Source organism: Enterobacter cloacae complex sp. S2, assembly GCF_015159675.1.
Taxonomy (GTDB): Bacteria; Pseudomonadota; Gammaproteobacteria; order Enterobacterales; family Enterobacteriaceae; genus Enterobacter; species Enterobacter intestinihominis.
In genome coordinates this window covers 91,362-109,991 of record NZ_JADDTS010000025.1, presented here as the reverse complement: position 1 = coordinate 109,991, position 18,630 = coordinate 91,362, and the positions used below count along the sequence as shown (strand labels likewise).

Sequence of the window (18,630 nt, the reverse complement as noted above, 5' to 3'; positions counted from 1 at the left end):
ACTTGTTCGCACCTTCCCTAATACCCACATCAGTTTCTTCTATCACCATCTCGATAACATGGATGGATAATTCTCTGAGGTCAGTTACTCCACTCATGGCATTAGATACCAGGAGCATATTAATGCCAGTAAGAATGATGCCTGTAACAACAGCAAAGGTTATAAACGACCTGAAATTAGTCAGGTTATAGGTTTCATGTCTGACACCGCTTATTCCATATATCTGAAAAAATGGCAATCCAAATATTACCATCAAATCCAGATAAAGAAGAAAACGAATAACAATCATAATCAGGTCGTTCATAATATTACTTCACTGTAAAGGTGTAATTACCGGTAATAGGGTGCGTATCTGAAGAAACCGCGCGCCAGTCAACACGATAAGTGCCAGCGGGTAAAGGCTCTCGCGGAATAATGACCATCGATTTAGGGTCAGCGCCTGGCGCCACTTTTGCCGCGACCGGCATCGGAGAATGTGATGACATGCCTTTCATACCCGTCATCGTTAATTTTGCACCTGAGAATTTCACGGTCAGATTTTCCGAGAAATTAAGCTGAATCTTTTCCGGGGCCGCTACGGCTGAATCAGCCTGTGGCACAGAGCTTTTTAATTCCGGATGGGCCATAGCAGAGAAAGCAACGCCCATAACGAGGCCACCTGTAAGAATGGCTTTATTTAAAATCGACATTTTATTTACCTGTTTAGTTGAGTGTTTTATATCAGTGCGTTAAAACCAGATTCTGGCTCCCGCCAGGAATACTACCTGATGGTCTTTCTCACCTTCTCTTTTCGCCATATCGGATGTTTTCCCGTAAAGTTGATTCCAGGAAACGCCTATATAGGGTGCAAACTCACGGCGTATTTCATAGCGCAGCCGGAGCCCCAGCTCTGTGTCAGTCAGTCCCCTGCCGCGACCCCGCGATTCATCATCCTGACTGTAGAAATTCACCTCATAGGATGGCTGGAGTATGAGCCGGTTAGTCAGTAAAACGTCGTATTCTCCTCCCAGACGAAGGGCTGCTTTTCCGCCATTACTGACAAAACCCGTAATTTCAGACTCAAAATTATAGAGTGCCAGCCCCTGAAAACCGACAGCAGCCCAGGTCCGGGCAGAAGCAGGTCTGAAATCCTGCCTGACACCCGCAACCAAATCCCACCATGGGCCAACCGCATGTCCCCAGAGTAACTGCGCTTCAGCCGCCTCCGTTTCCCCATTGCTTCGTTCACCTTCACTCTTTAGCCAAATCCGATCTGTGTCGCCTCCAATCCAGCTGTTAACACTCCAGCTGAAATTGTTGGTGTTATCCGACCGTTGCCATTCCAGTTGATCCAGCAGAACCAGATAATTAATCGCACTGTCGTGAATCGCATGCCCCTGTAAATTGCCGAATGCAGCCTTCCGGTCGGCATCGGTAACAGGCGGAATTGGCGTTCTGCTCTCAGTTACAATGGGCTCCATTGACGTCATCTCAGTGAAATTCTCATCTGCTGGCATCTGCATGGCAGACATGTCGTGCCCGGCGTGGGGATCTGCAGAGACGGAGCCCGCCGCAATAGAAAGCTGTGAGGTAAACAAACCGGCGACCAGAACAGGTATGGCCTTCAAATTTCTCTTCATTCGCATCATTCCTCCACCCGGACTTCACGAAACATTCCCATTTCCATGTGATAGAGCAAATGGCAGTGATACGCCCAGCGGCCAAGCGCATCTGCTGTCACTCTGTAACTGCGTTTTGTACCAGGGGGAACATCTATTGTGTGTTTACGAACCATGAAATTACCGTTTTCATCTTCCAGATCGCTCCACATACCATGCAGGTGAATGGGGTGAGTCATCATGGTATCGTTGATCAGCGTGATCCTGAGCCGCTCACCGTATTTCAGCAGCACCGGTGCGGCATCTGAAAACTTGATTCCGTTAAATGACCAGGCAAACTTTTCCATGTGGCCGGTTAAATGCAGTTCTATGGTACGGCCAGGTTCACGTCCGTCAGGATCCTCAAAGCGGCTTTTCAAATCCGCGTACGTGAGAACCTTTCTTCCGTTATTTCGAAGACCAATACCCGGATCATTTAATTTCGGAGAGACGCTCATCGCCTGCATATCAACCAGTGGGTTATCCGTTTCTGACGCAGGATGACTTTGCATACCCGGCATTCCGGCCATCCGGGAATGATCCATACCGGCCATGCTGCTGTGATCCATGGGCGCGGAGGATGTCCCGCTATCCGGAAGGTCAGCACCGTCCATAGACATCATCTCTCCGCTGTTATCCATGCCTCCCATCTGGCTGTGGTCCATTCCTGCCATATCATGTCCCATTCCCCCCATACCCATATCTTCCATGGTCAACAGAGGACGGGGATCGAGGGGGGGAACGGCAGCACTTAACCCCTCTCTCGTGGCCAGTGTCCCTCGAGCGTAACCGGTCCTGTCCATGGATTGTGCGAAGATGGTATAGGCCTCACCCTGAGGCTCCACAATGACATCATAGGTTTCGGCAACGGCAATCCTGAATTCGTCAACGGTAACCGGGTTTACATACTGGCCATCTGCAGCCACGACCGTCATTTTCAGCCCGGGGATACGGATATCGAAATAGGTCATTGCCGAGCCGTTGATAAACCGTAAGCGTATCTTTTCACCGGGACGGAACAGTCCGGTCCAGTTTTTCAGCGGGGCCTGCCCGTTCATGAGATAGGTGTAGGTGTAGCCACTGACATCCGCGAGGTCAGTCGGATTCATTTTCATTTCAGCCCACATTTTCCGATCGGCAATGGTGGCTGACAGCCCCCTGGTATTCACGTCGCGGAAAAAAGAGCCAACGGTTGGTTTATTGAAATTGTAGTAATCCGACTGTTTTTTTAATTTTTTCAGCAGGCTGTGAGGATTTTCATCGGTCCAGTCAGACAACATGACCACATGCTCACGATCGTAAGCAAACGGTTCTGGCTCCCTGGCATCGATGATAATGGCACCGTATACCCCCTCCTGTTCCTGCAGACCGGAATGGCTGTGGTACCAGTAAGTCCCGTTCTGCTTAACCTTAAAGGTGTAAACGTAGGTATCATCAGGCTCTATGCCCATAAAACTCAGCCCCGGAACACCATCCATATTGGCCGGAAGAATAATGCCGTGCCAGTGAATGGACGTCTGTTCATTAAGACGGTTTTTGACCTTCAGGGTAATGGTGTCACCTTCTTTCCAGCGAAGAACGGGCCCCGGCAGGCCTCCATTGATTGTTTTGGCCTGACGCTCACTGCCCGTGATATTGACGGCCGTTTCACCAATGGTCAGGTCAAACTGAGTACCCTGCAGGGATGCGGCAACTGGCAGGCTCAGACTGGAACGCGCATTGAAACTCCATACGCCAAGACTTCCGGCTACGCCAGAGAGGGTTAACCCCTTCAGGAAAGTTCGTCGAGACGTTTTCAACAGCATGCGCATTCCCTTATTTAAAGTATGGTTACTGACAGAATTCGAGAACCGATTTAAATTAAATTACTGGTTCATCCACTTACAATGAAATGAATCTAGCACACCTTAAGAAACAAATTCATTACAATCGTGTAATGTACATAGCTGTATTACATTTACGTCATCTTCCCCACAGGTTGATTATTTTTATATATGATCATAAGGACATCTTTTATGTACCTCAGAAGGTAATTACACATGAATATATTAATCACGACCACTGCGTTTACAGCTTTATTTTGTGGGGCAGCTTTTGCTCAGTCCAGTGATATTGCCCATGAAGCACATCGATTTGTTAATAATGCCTCAGCCGTCAGTCATGTGAATTCCTCGACGCATGAAAACTTACCGGACAGGGTTAATAAAAACAACACGCCCTCATTCTCTGAAATGAATGAACATGAAAGGGCCATTGTTGCTCATTCATTTATGAACAACAGCGCGTCCTATGCGCATCAGAAAATGATTGAGGAACATAAAAAAATGCTGTCCGGCAGTGATGCAAATTCAAAGACCTCGTCTTCTTCTTTTAACGAACTGAATGCCGGAGAAAAAGCCGCTCTCGTGCATGAGCAGGTCAATAATGCCGGTGCGGAAGCACATCAGACGCAGGCAAGAAAGCTTCGCGGGCTGTATTCGACCAGGTAACTGCAGGCGGGTTAGTGCTTAGCGTCAGGTGCGCAGCAGGGCTTTACTGACGGGTTACGTAGCAGGACATGAGCCCCATATTGCTCTGCCGTAACCTGTTTCAGTCCCGTTAATCATCACCGTCGGGCTGGTCATACAGTTCCCAGAGCTTCCGGAGCAAACGGGAAACAAGATATGTTACAAAAATGACGACCATCAACGGTGCTCCCGATTAACTGACAGATGACACGCCTCCTGAAAACCCCTAGCATACGCCGCAGTGTTCATGCTAACGGCGAATTCCAGTAAATGTATTCTACCGATGTCGTAAAAGAAAATGCCTACCTTTCAGCCACCCGCTCGGGGCTGGAATCGAACGAGATCGCTACTCTTCAGCGCTCCTTGCCTTCCCGGTTTAATCTGCGGCATTTGAAAAAAAATGAATCATTAAAACTCGTACTGCAAAAGAAAGCGGGAAAATCACGTGTCGTGGCCTATAAATTTACGTCCGGTTCATTTAATTACACGGCGTATCGTATATCAGATAAAAAGTTCTATAACCTTTCCGATACTTCCGGGAAAGGCAGTCTCGATTATCCGTTACCGGCCACAGCAAGACTCAGTTCGCCTTTCAATCCTGCAAGACTTAACCCGGTATCGGGAAAAGTGAGTCCCCATAATGGCATTGATTATTCCATGCCCATGAACACGAAAATAGTCAGCGTCATCGACGGAAAAATCACCCGGGCCGAATACAACAGTACCATGGGATATTTTGTTGAAGTAACGGGAAAAGCCGGTGTTAAAACTCGCTATCTCCACCTCAATAAAATACTCGTTACTAAAGGGGCCAGGGTTACCCGGGGAGACGCTATTGCGTTATCCGGTAACAGCGGACGTTCATCCGGTCCTCATCTGCATTACGAGCTGGTCATCAATAACAATCCTGTTAACTCACTGGCGTTCCGGACGGCGGCACCCGCTGATAACAAACTCGAACAGCATGCCTTTGCGCATGCCAGAGACTACGAACGATACCTGGACTGATAACGGGACCGCGACGCGGTCCCGTCTGCCGGATTAATTTTTTTTATCGTTTTCACTTCCGTGATGTTGATGATCTCCATGCCCCCCGTGACCGTGGAAAAGATGCATGAGCGGACAAAGCAGCAGTAACAGATATGGCCAGTAGCCTGCCACATGTGACCAGTGTTCGCGCAGGAGAGCAAATGCCGCAATCGCGGCGACAGCAATAAGCGCATAGGTTGTACTTTTCATACCGGACTCCTTCTGTTCGTAACAGCCCCTTCACTCAGTGTTATTTCCCGAGCCTGACACTTTTCAGACGCAACGCATTTGCAATGACGCTAACGGAGGAAAGGGCCATGGCCGCCGCCGCAATAACTGGCGACAGCAGTATTCCATACACAGGATAAAGCAGACCTGCAGCTACAGGCACCCCAAGAGCATTGTAGATAAACGCAAAAAACAGATTCTGCCGGATATTTTTCATGGTGATCTCTGACAGATGACGGGCCCTGTTGAGTATCATCAAATCGCCTTTGAGAAGGGTAACGCCAGCACTTTCTATTGCCACATCTGTACCCGTTCCCATGGCTATACCCACGTCAGCCGCTGCCAGCGCCGGGGCATCATTCACACCGTCTCCGGCCATCGCAACCACATGGCCAGACTCTTTCAGTCGGGTTATCACTGCTTTTTTGCCATCCGGCAGAATCCCGGCTTCAACCTCATCTATTCCCAGTTTCCGTGCGACTGCTTCAGCAGTAAGCTGGTTATCCCCGGTGAGCATAACAATGCGGATCCCCGCCTGACGCAAAGCTTTAAGCGCATCCGGCGTGGTTGCTTTCACGGGATCCGAGATAGCTATCAGGCCTGCAAGGTTCCCGTCTGTGGCCACATAGATAACGGTAGCGCCTTCCATCCGCAACGTATCCGCAACGGCCTTTTGATTATCAATAACGATACTGTTTTCCTGCATAGCCAGTTCATTACCAATAACAACCCGTTGACCTTCGACATCGCCTGAGACACCTTTCCCCGACGGGGCATTGAAATTACTGACGGCAGGTATCACGATCCCCTTTTCATGCGCGGCTCTGACAACAGCCATACCCAACGGATGCTGCGAACCTTTTTCCACTGCAGCTGTTACACGTAAAAGAGATATTTCCCCACCCGGACTGAGACTGATAATCCCTGTCACCGTAGGCGAACCTTCCGTGAGCGTGCCTGTTTTGTCGACAACCAGCGTGTCCACTTTTTCAAGACGCTCAAGGGCTTCGGCATTCTTGATTAACACCCCGGCCTGGGCGCCTTTGCCCACCCCCACCATTATCGACATCGGCGTGGCCAGTCCCAGCGCGCAGGGACAGGCAATAATCAGGGCCGACACAGCCGCAATGAGACCGTGCGCCATCCTGGGCTCGGGCCCCCAGACAGACCAGATCAAGAAAGCAACAACCGCGATAAGTATCACCAGAGGAACAAACCAGCCTGAAACGCTGTCTGCCATTCTCTGGATGGGGGCACGCGAACGCTGTGCATCAGCGACCATCTGAACAATTCGTGAGAGCATCGTTTCATCACCGACTTTCTCTGCACGGATGATAAGACTACCTGTCTGATTAATCGTCCCCCCAATGACAGGGTCACCCTTCGTTTTGGTAACCGGCATAGACTCCCCGGTCACCATCGATTCATCCACGGTTGTTTTGCCTTCGATCACGATACCGTCGACCGGAATACTCTCTCCAGGTCTGATGCGGAGCTTATCGCCAGGCAGGACATCTTCCGCATTAATATCCGTTTCATGACCGTCATGATCCAGCCGTCTGGCGGTTTTGGGGGCAAGGTTCAGAAGCGCAGTAATGGCGCCTGAGGTTTGTTCCCGTGCCCGCAGCTCAAGAACCTGTCCCAGCAGAACAAGCACCGTAATAACTGCTGCGGCTTCAAAATAAACGGCCACCAGGCCATCCATGTTTCTGAACGATGCAGGAAACCAGGAGGGGAAGACGGTTGCAATGACGCTGTAAACCCAGGCTACGCCGGTCCCCATTGCAACAAGGGTAAACATATTCAGGGAGCGGTTACGTAACGACATTCCGGCCCGGGCGAAGAATGGCCAGCCACACCACAACACGACAGGGGAGGCCAGAAGCAACTGCAGCCATGTGTTGTACTGTGGCGGTACTGTATTCCTCAAGTCGGGAAACAGATGAGATCCCATTTCGAGTACCAGAACCGGAAACGCCAGCAACAACCCCAGCCAGAAGCGTCTTGTCATGTCGTGAAGTTCATCACTCGGCCCCGTGGATGCCGTAGCTACGAGCGGCTCCAGTGCCATTCCACAGACAGGACAGCTTCCGGGACCACTGCGGCGTATCTCCGGGTGCATCGGACATGTCCACACACCTTCAGAATTCTCTTTTTCCGCCTGGTTGTGAGGCTGTTTTATCTGATCAGGGCTGACTTCGTGATGATCGTGGTGATGGTGATGGGAATGTTCACTGGCATCTTCGGTAAAATAATGATCGGGATGGGCTTTAAATTTGCTCTCACAGCTGGCGGAGCAGAAATAAAGCTGATGGTCCTGGTATCGAATGCTGCTGTGCGCCTTGTCAGGCAGGATGACCATCCCGCACACGGGATCTCTCACCTTATGCAATACGTGGCCCTCGTCCGGGGATAATGTCTGCTCAGAAGCAGTCTGGTTGTTGTGTTGCACTGCATTGTCATTTTTCACAGTAACTCTCCTTATGCATACCGAAGCATCTTCTGTCTTCAGGGTATGTCATGGATGCGATTACCACGAATATCGCCGGCACAGGAGTGCCTGCTACCGGCGTCCCGTTATCAGCCGTTCCGCTGACTATTCGATTCGCTGGAAGACTTTTTTACTTCCATCCGGTGAGAATGCGATAACATCGTAAGCCTCTTTTCGGGCTCCCATCTCCATTCCAGGACTTCCTGCTGGCATACCGGGGGTGGCGAGACCGTATATACCCGAACCAGACTGCATTGCCTTATGTATCGTTGTCGCAGGCACATGGCCTTCAATGATCAAATTACCGGCAACCGCGGTATGACAACTTCGTAGTCCTGCAGGAACAGCATGCTTTTCTTTCAGGGCTGACAGCGCCTGATCATTCATGACGTGAGTTCGTACTTCGAACCCGTCTTTTTCCATCGCTTTGCCCCACAGGGAACAACAGCCACAGTTTTCAGATTTGTACATATCAATCACTTTTTCACTCGCCATCGCGGGTAGTGAAAGGCCGAGAGCCAGCGCCATTAGAACCACTTTTTTCATACTCACCTCTGTATATTATCGATATAAACCCTGACGTCAGGGTGAATCAGTAAAGAAGGACACCCACAGGGGGTGCCCTTTCAGGTTCAGGACACGCTTTTTTTATGTCTGCGCAGCCAGATTAATTTGTAGGCGGCAGGAATAATGAACAGGGACAGCAGCGGAGCCGTGATCATCCCACCAATCATGGGTGCCGCAATACGGCTCATGACTTCTGAACCTGCGCCGGTTCCCCAGAGTATTGGCAGCAGACCCGCAATGATCACCGCCACGGTCATGGCTTTCGGCCGGACACGCAGTACGGCACCATGATAGAGGGCTTCATCAAGACCTTCCGGTGTGAACGTCTCTTTACGGGACAATTCCGGGTGCGCTTCAATGGCATGACGCAGATACATCAGCATGACCACGCCAAACTCTGCTGCCACCCCGGCCAGGGCGATAAACCCGGTTCCGGTCGCCACTGACATATGGAAGCCCTGCCAGTACAGGAACCATATTCCGCCAACCAGGGCGAACGGCAGGCTCATCAGGATCAGCAGGGCTTCGTCAACCCGGCGGAATGCCAGATACAACAGGATGAAAATGATCATCACCGTCATCGGCACCATCAGCTTCAGTTTCTTGTTGGCATGCTCAAGCAGTTCAAACTGTCCGGAGAATGCCACACTGGTTCCCGGTCTCAGTTTCACTTTCTCGCTGATGGCCGTCTTAATGTCGTTAACCACCGACACCATGTCCCTGCCGCGGGCATCAACATAAATCCAGCTGGCTGGCCGGGCATTTTCGGTTTTCAGCATGGTTGGTCCAGAAACGACGTTAATATCCGCGACATCGCCCAGCGTGATCTGCTGCTTCATCGGGGTCAGGATCGGCATCTGTTTCAGCGCCTGCGGACTGTTCCGGTAATCCTGCGGGTAGCGAATGTTAATAGGGTACCGGGCCACCCCTTCAACCGTCTCACCCACCATAGCACCTCCGATTGCTGAAGAGACGAACAGCTGGACATCACCTACCGTCATCCCGTAGCGGGAGGCTTTCTCCCGGTTGATATCGATATCGATGTAGCGCCCGCCCTCAAGTCGCTCAGCCAGGACAGACACCACGCCAGGCACGGTTTTGGCTACCGCCTCGATACTCTGCGCCGTCGCGTCGATATCGGACAGAACAGTCCCGGACACTTTGATACCTATCGGGCTTTTGATCCCGGTTGAGAGCATATCAATACGGTTACGGATAGGCGGCACCCAGAGGTTTGCCAGACCCGGTAAACGGACTGTCCTGTCGAGTTCATCAATAATCTTGTCAATTGTCATGCCGGGACGCCACTGATCCTCAGGTTTGAGCTGGATCGTGGTTTCCACCATTTCGAGCGGCGCGGAATCCGTTGCGGTCTCTGCTTTACCGGTCTTGCCAAATACAGAAGCCACTTCAGGAACGCTTTTGATTAACTTGTCTGTTGTCTGCAGGAGCGCTGCAGCTTCTGCCGGAGAGACGCCAGGCAAGGTCGACGGCATATACAGCAGATCGCCCTCGTTAATCTTCGGCAGAAATTCACCGCCCACCTGACTCAGTGGCCAGATAACCGTGAAAATGGACAAGGCCGCAACCAGCAGGGTTGTTTTTGGCCAGTGGAGGACCCGCAGCAGCAAAGGATGATACGCTTTGATCAGCACCCGGTTCAGGGGGTTACTTGTCTCGGCAGGAATTTTCCCCCGGATCCAGAATCCCATCAGAATAGGAATGACGATGATGGCCAGTGCGGCCGCTCCCGCCATGGAGTACGTTTTCGTGAATGCCAGCGGGCCAAACAGACGACCTTCCTGCCCTTCCAGGGTAAAGATAGGAATAAAGGACAGGGTGATGATCAGCAGGCTAATGAACAACGCGGGTCCCACTTCCACGGAGGCGTCGGTAATCACCTTCCAGCGGGTGGCGTTGTCAATCTGCTCACCCGGATGCTGATGATCCCACTCCTCAAGCCGTTTGTGCGCATTTTCAATCATCACAATGGCGGCATCCACCATCGCACCGACGGCAATCGCTATCCCTCCCAGCGACATGATATTGGCGTTCAGTCCCTGGAAGTGCATGACGATAAAGGCGATACACAGGCCAAGCGGCAGAGAGATAATCGCCACCAGGGCAGAACGTACGTGCCACAGGAACAGAGCACAGACGATGGCCACCACGATAAACTCTTCCAGAAGTTTGGAACTGAGGTTATCAATCGCCCGGTCGATTAACTGGCTGCGATCGTAGGTGGTCACGATTTCAACGCCTTCCGGCAGGCTGGCCTTCAGCGTCTCCAGTTTATCCCTCACTGCCGTGATAACGTCGCGCGCATTTTTACCCGACCGCAGGATCACCACGCCGCCAGCGACTTCTCCCTGGCCGTTCAGCTCGGCAATACCACGCCTCATTTCGGGCCCGGTCTGCACGCGGGCAACATCCCGCAGATAAACCGGCACGCCGTTCTCACCTGTTTTCAGGACGATGTTATTAAAATCATCAATGCTCTGAAGATAACCGCTGGCACGGACCATATACTCCGCTTCGGCCATTTCAACGGATGAGCCACCGGCCTCCTGGTTAGACGATTCAAGTGCCTGTTTCACTTCGGGCAGGCTGATACCGTACTGGGACAGTTTTACCGGATTGACCTGAATCTGGTACTGTTTCACCACGCCGCCAACCGAAGCGACCTCAGCCACGTTCGGGATGGTTTTCAGCTCAAATTTCAGGAACCAGTCCTGCAGAGAGCGCAGTTCTGAAAGGTCGTGTTTTCCGTTGCGATCGACAAGGGCATATTCAAATATCCAGCCCACTCCCGTGGCGTCCGGGCCGATTTCAGAGCTCACACCCGCAGGCAGTTTGCCCTGAACCTGATTCAGGTATTCCAGCACGCGCGAACGGGCCCAGTACAGATCGGTGCCGTCTTCAAAAATGACATACACATACGAATCACCGAACTGTGAAAAGCCACGCACGGTTTTTGCGCCAGGTACGGACAGCATGGTGGTGGTAAGCGGATAGGTGACCTGGTTTTCTACAATCTGCGGGGCCTGTCCGGGATAGCTGGTTTTAATAATGACCTGCACATCTGACAGGTCAGGCAGCGCATCGACCGGCGTGTTAATTATCGTCCATGTGCCCCAGATGCTGAGAAACAGTGCGCCCATCATGACCAGGAAACGGTTGGCGACAGAGCGCCGGATAATCCATTCAATCATCGTCGTCTCCTCAGTGCCCTGAATGCATATTTACAGGCTGCTCAGACATTGCTGGCATACTGTTTTCTGTTTTTTCAGGGTGGCGCATACGTTCCAGCGCGCCCGTAATATTGGCTTCGGAGTCAATGAGGAACAGGCCACTGACCACCACGGTATCGCCTTCATTCAGGCCGGAGCCAATGCCGGACTGTTGCTGTGATTCATGCAGAACGTGGATCTGTTTCGGCACAAACTTGCCTTCATCATCAACAGTAATCACGCGCTGTTCTTTGCCGGTATCGATAACGGCCTGGCTTGGTATCAGCAGCATCTCCTGGCTCTTGGTATTCAGTTTCAGATAGGCATTCATGCCCGGCTTGAGAAACTCATCCTTATTAGAAACCTGGAGACGGACCTGAAGCGTACGGGTTGTCTGATCCACGCTGGGAAGAATGTTCCATTTTTCGACATGGAATGTTTTATCCGGATAAGCCGGTACCGAAATTTCAAACTGCGACGTATCTTTCAGCAGATAGGCGATAGATTCTGGCACTGCAGCGCTGATCCAGACCGGGTCCATCCCCTGAATCTGAGCCACTACTTTATCTTTCGAAATATTCATTCCGGTGCGCAGGTCAAACGCAGTAATGACACCATCAATAGGTGCTTTAATGGTAAAACGGGTCTGGATTGTGCGGGTTGAACGCAGCCTTTGAATATCCTCTTCCGGCATACCAGCCAGACGAAGTCGCTCCAGAACCCCTTTTATCTGGGTTGACGTACCGCCTGTACCGGATAACAGCAGGAACTCACTTTGTGCCTCAACCCATTCAGGAATGGTGATATCGATAAGCGGAGTGCCTTTCTTCACATGATCGCCAATCGTCAGGGGATACACTTTTTCGACGAAACCGTCAGAACGCGCCTGCACAATGACAAACTGATACTCGTTGTAACTGACATTAGCCGGGATTGTCTGGGAATAATTCAGCATTCCTCGCGTAACTTTTTGCGTTTTTAATCCCAGATTCTGAACCTGGGTTGGATCGATACGGATCCCGCCACTGCTTTTATCGCCACTTTCATCAGCATATTTCGGCACCAGGTCCATATCCATAAAGGGAGATTTTCCGGGTTTATCAAATTTGGTATCCGGTTTCATCGGGTCATACCAGAAAAGTACCTTTCGCTCCGGTGCCTTTTGTTCGGTTTGTACTGTTTTTTGTGATGAGTTTACATACTGCCAGGCAGTAACCGATATCAGCCCCCCTGCTATGAGGCTGCTGATAATTATTGCAGCATATTTTATCTTTAAAGAAGCCATACAATTTCTCGCTGAAAAATCAAAACACCTGGCATATGCGCCCGATCATTCATTCACAGTAATCCCTTAATGAATGTTCAGGCGCACTGGATGTATTCGCTCCGGACTGATAATCAGGATTGCGTAACGTTAATGCTTTTGAGTAAGGAGATATTGCCCTGCTGAATAAACGAGAAATCGACATGGTTGCCGGTTTTCAGGGCATTGATAGCGTCGTCTGCATTAACAAAAGTGAAGCGCATGGTCATTGCAGGCCAGCCCACAGCAGGGATTGCTTCGTGCGAAATGGTAATCTTTTTACTATTCATATCAATGTCTTTAACGACACCGGTGCCCTTGATAACCTGCTGTACCGAAGCATCACTGGCAGCATTCATATCGCCATGCTGATGTGTTTCAGCATGAAGACCGGCAGAAAACATGACAGAGAAGGCACCAAATAAAACGGCTTTAAGTGAATTACGCATTTTTAATTTCCTGATTAATTAAATAAATTTACTCTACCCAACCGCCACCCAGCGCGGTAAACAGATTAATTTCGTTAACCTGTCGGGAATAGGTAAGATCGAGAATGGTTTGCTGCGTAGCGAAGAGGGAACGTTCTGCATCCAGCACTTCGATGTAACTGACAGCACCACTTGCATATAATCCTCTGGCACGCTGGAGAGTTATCTGAAGTGAATCAAGATAACGCTGCTGTGACTCAAGTTGCTGGCTAAGGCTGTCGCGCAGCGCAAGCGTGTCGGAAACATCCTTAAAGGCTGACTGAATTTTTTGTTCGTAATTAACCACCGATTGTTGCTGGCGAATTTCAGCCAGCTTCAGATTGGCTTTATTCCTGCCAGCATTAAAAATAGGAATTTCAATTTTAGGGATAAAATTCCACATTCCACTTCCTGACGTAAACAGGCTTGACAGCTCCGTACTGCTTGCGGAAAGACCACTGGTCAGGGTAATGGAGGGGAAAAAGGCCGCTCGCGCTGCGCCAATATTGGCATCAGCCGCTTTCAGCTGATATTCCGCTTCCATAATATCCGGTCGCTGCAGCAAAATTTGTGAAGATAGATTTGGTGGCAATTTTACTGGTGCGATCTCCCCGCCTTTCATCCCTTTTTCTGACGGAAGTGCGCGGTACGTTCCCAGCACCAGTTGCAGGGCATTGTTTGCCTGAGCCAGATCGCCTTCTCGTTTGGCTATTTCGGCGCGGGTACTTTCGATTTGTCCTCTCGCCTGTTCAAGTGCCAGAACGTTCGTACTCCCGGTCACGAGCTGTTGCTCAACGAAAGCATAGGACTGTTCATAATTTTTCAGCGTTTCCCGCGCAATACGGAGTTGTTCGTACGCCAGTTGCTGGCTGAAATAGCTCTGTGAAACGTTGGAGACCAGCAGGATGTGTACGGCACGACGGGCTTCTTCGCTGGCAAAGTAGTTCTGGCGATCAGCCTCACTCATGTTCTTAAGTTTGCCAAAAAAATCGAGCTCATAGCTGAGCTCCAGACCCGCGTCGTACTCCTGTGTGGTCGGCTTGTCACCTTTCAGACTACCGTTGTATGTGATCCCGGATGAGGCATTCAGTTGGGGATAACGATCTGCATCCGTGACGTTGAACTGGGCCCGGGCCTCTTCAACCTTCAGGGCAGCCATTCTCAAATCACGGTTATTATTCAGGGCTTCACCGATCAGCCTGCTGACCTGGGGATCGACAAAAAAGTTTCGCCAGCCCGTATCCTGATAGCTGTTTACCGCAGGCGTCAGACTGTTTTTAGACAATGAAAACTGCTGGGGAACCGGAGCTGGCGGACGCTGATATTCAGGTGCCAGAGAAACACAACCAGCCAGGATGAATATGGTACTGATGCTGAGTAATTTTAATTTGAACATAACGCTTCTCGTACAGGCAGACCTGGTAAATGGTTCAAACGAAGTCCAGAGTATTGATAGGGATACTTTACCGAACGCTCTCTGTTTGCCGGGTGACAGGATAATGACAATGTTGTCATTTTTGCTGTAATCCGTTGATAACGATCGTGGGCGCAATAAAATGACATTAGCAGCCAGCCGGGGAGCATGATGAAAATATTAATCGTTGAAGACGAAATTAAAACAGGTGAATATCTCAGCAAGGGGCTGACAGAGGCGGGGTTCGTCGTGGATCACGCTGATAATGGTCTGACCGGATATCATCTTGCCATGACAGCCGAGTATGATTTAGTCATCCTGGATATCATGCTGCCTGATGTAAACGGCTGGGATATCATCCGTATGCTGCGCAGTGCCGGAAAGGGGATGCCGGTATTACTGCTGACGGCCCTTGGCACGATTGAACACAGGGTCAAAGGACTTGAGCTGGGTGCGGACGATTATCTGGTGAAGCCCTTTGCGTTTGCTGAACTGCTCGCCCGGGTAAGAACCCTCCTCAGGCGGGGAAACACGATGATCACGGAAAGCCAGCTTAAAGTGGCTGACCTCTCGGTTGATCTCGTATCCAGAAAAGTCAGCCGCGCCGGGAACCGCATTGTGCTCACCAGTAAAGAGTTCAGCTTGCTGGAATTCTTCATTCGCCATCAGGGAGAAGTTCTTCCCCGCTCCCTGATTGCCTCTCAGGTCTGGGACATGAATTTTGACAGCGACACTAACGCGATTGATGTCGCAGTAAAGCGACTCCGCGCTAAAATAGACAACGATTACGGGACAAAACTGATCCAGACAGTGCGGGGCGTGGGCTACATGCTGGAGATCCCGGATGCATAGCAAACCGTCCAGACGACCTTTCTCACTCGCTCTGCGGCTGACCTTTTTTATCAGCCTGTCCACAATACTGGCGTTTATCGCCTTCACCTGGTTTATGCTGCATTCTGTTGAAAAGCATTTTGCCGAGCAGGATGTCAGCGATCTGCAACAAATCAGCACCACACTGAGCCGTATACTCCAGTCCCCGGCAGATCCGGATGAAAAAAAAGTAAGCAAAATAAAGGAATCAATTGCCAGCTACCGCAACGTTGCCCTTTTGCTCCTCAATCCCAGGGGTGAAGTGCTCTTGAGCTCAGCTCAGGGGGCGGCACTACGCCCGGCAGTGAATTCAGCAGATTTTAGCGAGCACAGCCGCGCACGGGATGTCTTTCTCTGGACGGTGGAGGATCCTGCGGGACCGATGGATACCGGGTCCGGAATGAAGATGGAAACATACCGGATTATCGCCTCCTCTGGCCAGGCGATATTTCAGGGCAAACAGCAGAACTATGTCATGCTGACTGGCCTCTCCATTAATTTCCATCTCCATTACCTTGATGCGCTGAAAAAAAATCTGATTGCAATCGCTGTTGTGATAAGCCTGCTGATTGTTCTGATCATTCGCATCGCTGTCCGTCAGGGGCATCTGCCCCTTCGTAATGTCAGCAATGCCATTAAAAGCATCACCTCCGAGAATCTTGATGCGCGGCTGGAACCGACACGGGTTCCCATTGAGCTGGAGCAACTGGTTATCTCGTTCAATCATATGATTGGAAAGATTGAGGATGTCTTTACCCGCCAGGCCAATTTCTCTGCCGATATCGCGCACGAGATCAGAACGCCCATCACCAATCTGGTGACACAGACTGAAATCGCGCTGAGTCAGGATCGAACCCAGAAGGAACTTGAGGATGTCCTCTACTCCAGCCTGGAAGAGTATAACCGGATGACCAAAATGGTCAGCGACATGCTGTTCCTGGCGCAGGCAGACAATAATCAGCTGATACCTGACAGGGTCATGTTTGACCTCAGAGCGGAAGTCATGAAAGTCTTCGAGTTTTTCGAAGCCTGGGCCGAAGAACGCAATATCACGCTCAAATTTGACGGGATGCCCTGCCTGGTTGAGGGAGATCCACAAATGTTCAGAAGGGCGATCAATAATCTGTTATCCAATGCCCTGCGTTATACCCCGGAGGGACAGGCAATCACCGTCTCAATAAGAGAGCAGGAGAGCTTTTTTGACCTTGTGATTGAAAATCCGGGGAAACCGATCCCTGAAGAACATTTATCAAGGCTGTTTGACCGTTTTTATCGGGTGGATCCATCCAGACAACGAAAAGGAGAAGGCAGCGGCATCGGCCTTGCGATTGTGAAGTCAATCGTGGAAGCACATCACGGAAGAGTGCAGGTGGAATCAGACGTACGCTCCACGCGTTTTATCTTATCCGTGCCCAGACTGGAGAAAATGATCCCGGAAACCCAATGCTGAAAATAAAGATGTAAATGACAAAGATGTCATTAGCCTGTCATGCAGCAAACAGAAGCCATTCGATATAATTAGTGCAACTTATCAGGAAGGCTGGATTGCTTCATCAATACCCGGCGTCAGAGTACGCCAGGAAATGAATATCCAGCCCTCTTCCGGAGAAATAAACGCTGCCGAACTTGTTTCAGTTATGGAACTGAAAACACCGGTTGTACTTCCCCGGACATCACTAATTCAGAAATGGAGAGTTATCATGAAAAATATCGTATTAGCATCTTTGCTGGGCTTTGGTTTAATTTCATCGGCCTGGGCCACTGAAACCGTGAATATCCATGATCGCGTCAACAATGCACAGGCTCCTGCTCACCAGATGCAGTCTGCTGCGGCTCCTGTCGGGATCCAGGGGACTGCTCCTCGTATGACCGGTATGGACCAGCATGAACAGGCCATTATTGCTCATGAAACCATGACGAACGGCTCGGCGGATGCGCACCAGAAAATGGTGGAAAGTCATCAGAAGATGATGGGAAATAACACGGTATCCACGACCGTCCCGTCAACGTCTTACGCGGCGATGAATGAGCATGAAAGAGCAGCGGTTGCCCATGAATTCATGAATAACGGGCAATCCGGCCCACATCAGGCCATGGCCGAAGCGCACCGCCGCATGATCAATGCAGGCTGAATGCGACGGTAGTATCCGTGCTGTTACCTTTTCCCTGATAGATTTTCCTGAAACAACGTTGCTACATTTTTGCCCCCCGTCAGGGGGCTTTTTTGTCTGACTCAGCTACACTTAACCGGTACCTGTCTGAAAGGAATTATTATATGAAAATCAAAAACACCCTTTTTGTAATATTAATGTTATCCCTGCCAGCCATTTCTGCTGAACATTCGGAAATGAAAATGTCAGATATGCACTCATCGGCATCATCACAGGAATATATGGCTGGCATGAAAAATATGCATGAAAAAATGATGGCCGCCGTTAATGAATCCAATCCCGATAAGGCCTTTGCAAAAGGTATGATCGCACACCATGAAGGGGCAATCGCAATGGCTGAGACCGAGCTCAAATACGGAAAAGATCCCGAAATGAGAAAGCTTGCGCAGGACATCATTAAAGCTCAAAAAGGTGAAATTGAGCAGATGAATAAATGGCTTGACAGTCATAAATAATGAACACTGGAGTGTTGTCTTGCGCACCCTCTTAGGGTACCCCCGGACACGAAAATATATAGCACTTAACTAATTAATAACCCTAATAATTTCGGGTTTTTAATGTAACTTTCTTTTCTGAACGGAAATAATAGTCATACAATTTAATTTTCTTGTAATTACTCCTACTTTTAATCAGGTACTGGACGATGGATAACGACTCCCGCCTGAGAGGGAAAATTCGTCTGGTTACCTGGCGCTATACTTAACCGATTGATCGAC

The 18,630-nt window shown here is 50.2% G+C and carries 16 protein-coding genes and 1 pseudogene; 6 read left to right on the top strand and 11 right to left on the bottom strand.

Features of this window, described 5'->3' with window-relative positions; genetic code table 11:
- The 4 genes and pseudogenes from pcoD to pcoA form a co-directional block, all read right to left on the bottom strand.
- Positions 1-253: pseudogene (gene pcoD / locus IPZ49_RS13300) on the bottom strand (copper resistance inner membrane protein PcoD); the annotation flags it as partial.
- A gap of 55 nt (positions 254-308) precedes the next feature.
- Positions 309-689: a copper resistance system metallochaperone PcoC gene (gene pcoC / locus IPZ49_RS13295; RefSeq protein WP_000025662.1), complete on the bottom strand. Its 381-nt coding sequence runs from the start codon at positions 687-689 to the stop codon at positions 309-311.
- A gap of 39 nt (positions 690-728) precedes the next feature.
- The gene (gene pcoB, locus IPZ49_RS13290; RefSeq protein WP_001378118.1) at positions 729-1,619 is read right to left on the bottom strand and encodes a copper resistance outer membrane transporter PcoB; all 891 of its coding nucleotides are present in this window, start codon (positions 1,617-1,619) and stop codon (positions 729-731) included.
- 5 nt (positions 1,620-1,624) lie between these two features.
- Positions 1,625-3,442 carry a multicopper oxidase PcoA gene (gene pcoA / locus IPZ49_RS13285; RefSeq protein ID WP_000925242.1) on the bottom strand — a complete coding sequence of 606 codons (1,818 nt, stop codon included), beginning with the start codon at positions 3,440-3,442 and terminating at the stop codon, positions 1,625-1,627.
- 234 nt (positions 3,443-3,676) lie between these two features.
- On the opposite strand from pcoA, the gene IPZ49_RS13280 reads away from it, so the two are divergent.
- Both IPZ49_RS13280 and IPZ49_RS13275 read left to right on the top strand, forming a co-directional pair.
- Complete coding sequence (locus IPZ49_RS13280) at positions 3,677-4,126, top strand: copper resistance protein (RefSeq protein ID WP_001023257.1); 450 nt, start codon at positions 3,677-3,679, stop codon at positions 4,124-4,126.
- A 288-nt stretch (positions 4,127-4,414) separates the two neighbouring features.
- Entirely contained in the window at positions 4,415-5,152 is a 738-nt protein-coding gene (locus IPZ49_RS13275; protein WP_004388332.1) for a peptidoglycan DD-metalloendopeptidase family protein, read from the top strand.
- Between the two features lie 33 nt (positions 5,153-5,185).
- On the opposite strand, the gene IPZ49_RS13270 is transcribed toward IPZ49_RS13275, so the two are convergent.
- From IPZ49_RS13270 to silC, 7 genes are all read right to left on the bottom strand, one after another.
- Positions 5,186-5,383: a DUF2933 domain-containing protein gene (locus IPZ49_RS13270; RefSeq protein WP_004388331.1), complete on the bottom strand. Its 198-nt coding sequence runs from the start codon at positions 5,381-5,383 to the stop codon at positions 5,186-5,188.
- A 40-nt stretch (positions 5,384-5,423) separates the two neighbouring features.
- The gene (silP, locus tag IPZ49_RS13265) at positions 5,424-7,871 is read right to left on the bottom strand and encodes an Ag(+)-translocating P-type ATPase SilP (RefSeq protein ID WP_063932883.1); all 2,448 of its coding nucleotides are present in this window, start codon (positions 7,869-7,871) and stop codon (positions 5,424-5,426) included.
- A 126-nt stretch (positions 7,872-7,997) separates the two neighbouring features.
- The gene (locus IPZ49_RS13260; RefSeq protein ID WP_008322815.1) at positions 7,998-8,438 is read right to left on the bottom strand and encodes a DUF411 domain-containing protein; all 441 of its coding nucleotides are present in this window, start codon (positions 8,436-8,438) and stop codon (positions 7,998-8,000) included.
- A gap of 86 nt (positions 8,439-8,524) precedes the next feature.
- Complete coding sequence (gene silA / locus IPZ49_RS13255) at positions 8,525-11,671, bottom strand: Cu(+)/Ag(+) efflux RND transporter permease subunit SilA (protein ID WP_000574021.1); 3,147 nt, start codon at positions 11,669-11,671, stop codon at positions 8,525-8,527.
- 10 nt (positions 11,672-11,681) lie between these two features.
- The gene (gene silB, locus IPZ49_RS13250; protein WP_001485328.1) at positions 11,682-12,974 is read right to left on the bottom strand and encodes a Cu(+)/Ag(+) efflux RND transporter periplasmic adaptor subunit SilB; all 1,293 of its coding nucleotides are present in this window, start codon (positions 12,972-12,974) and stop codon (positions 11,682-11,684) included.
- A 113-nt stretch (positions 12,975-13,087) separates the two neighbouring features.
- Entirely contained in the window at positions 13,088-13,441 is a 354-nt protein-coding gene (gene cusF / locus IPZ49_RS13245) for a cation efflux system protein CusF (RefSeq protein ID WP_001246153.1), read from the bottom strand.
- A gap of 28 nt (positions 13,442-13,469) precedes the next feature.
- Positions 13,470-14,855, bottom strand: coding sequence for a Cu(+)/Ag(+) efflux RND transporter outer membrane channel SilC (gene silC / locus IPZ49_RS13240; RefSeq protein WP_045354894.1), 1,386 nt, complete (start codon positions 14,853-14,855; stop codon positions 13,470-13,472).
- A 189-nt stretch (positions 14,856-15,044) separates the two neighbouring features.
- On the opposite strand from silC, the gene silR reads away from it, so the two are divergent.
- The 4 genes from silR to IPZ49_RS13220 all read left to right on the top strand — a co-directional run bounded on the left by silR (position 15,045) and on the right by IPZ49_RS13220 (position 18,369).
- Positions 15,045-15,725 (top strand): copper/silver response regulator transcription factor SilR, encoded by a 681-nt coding sequence (gene silR / locus IPZ49_RS13235; protein ID WP_001572351.1) that lies wholly within the window; start codon positions 15,045-15,047, stop codon positions 15,723-15,725.
- The gene (gene silS, locus IPZ49_RS13230) at positions 15,718-17,193 is read left to right on the top strand and encodes a copper/silver sensor histidine kinase SilS (RefSeq protein WP_032638115.1); all 1,476 of its coding nucleotides are present in this window, start codon (positions 15,718-15,720) and stop codon (positions 17,191-17,193) included. The genes silR and silS overlap by 8 nt, the downstream gene beginning before the upstream one ends.
- 250 nt (positions 17,194-17,443) lie before the next feature.
- Positions 17,444-17,875, top strand: coding sequence for a silver-binding protein SilE (gene silE, locus IPZ49_RS13225; RefSeq protein WP_000790483.1), 432 nt, complete (start codon positions 17,444-17,446; stop codon positions 17,873-17,875).
- A gap of 143 nt (positions 17,876-18,018) precedes the next feature.
- On the top strand, positions 18,019-18,369 hold the full coding sequence (locus tag IPZ49_RS13220; protein WP_000694953.1) for a DUF305 domain-containing protein: 351 nt from the start codon (positions 18,019-18,021) through the stop codon (positions 18,367-18,369).
- The last annotated feature ends 261 nt before the right edge of the window (positions 18,370-18,630 follow it).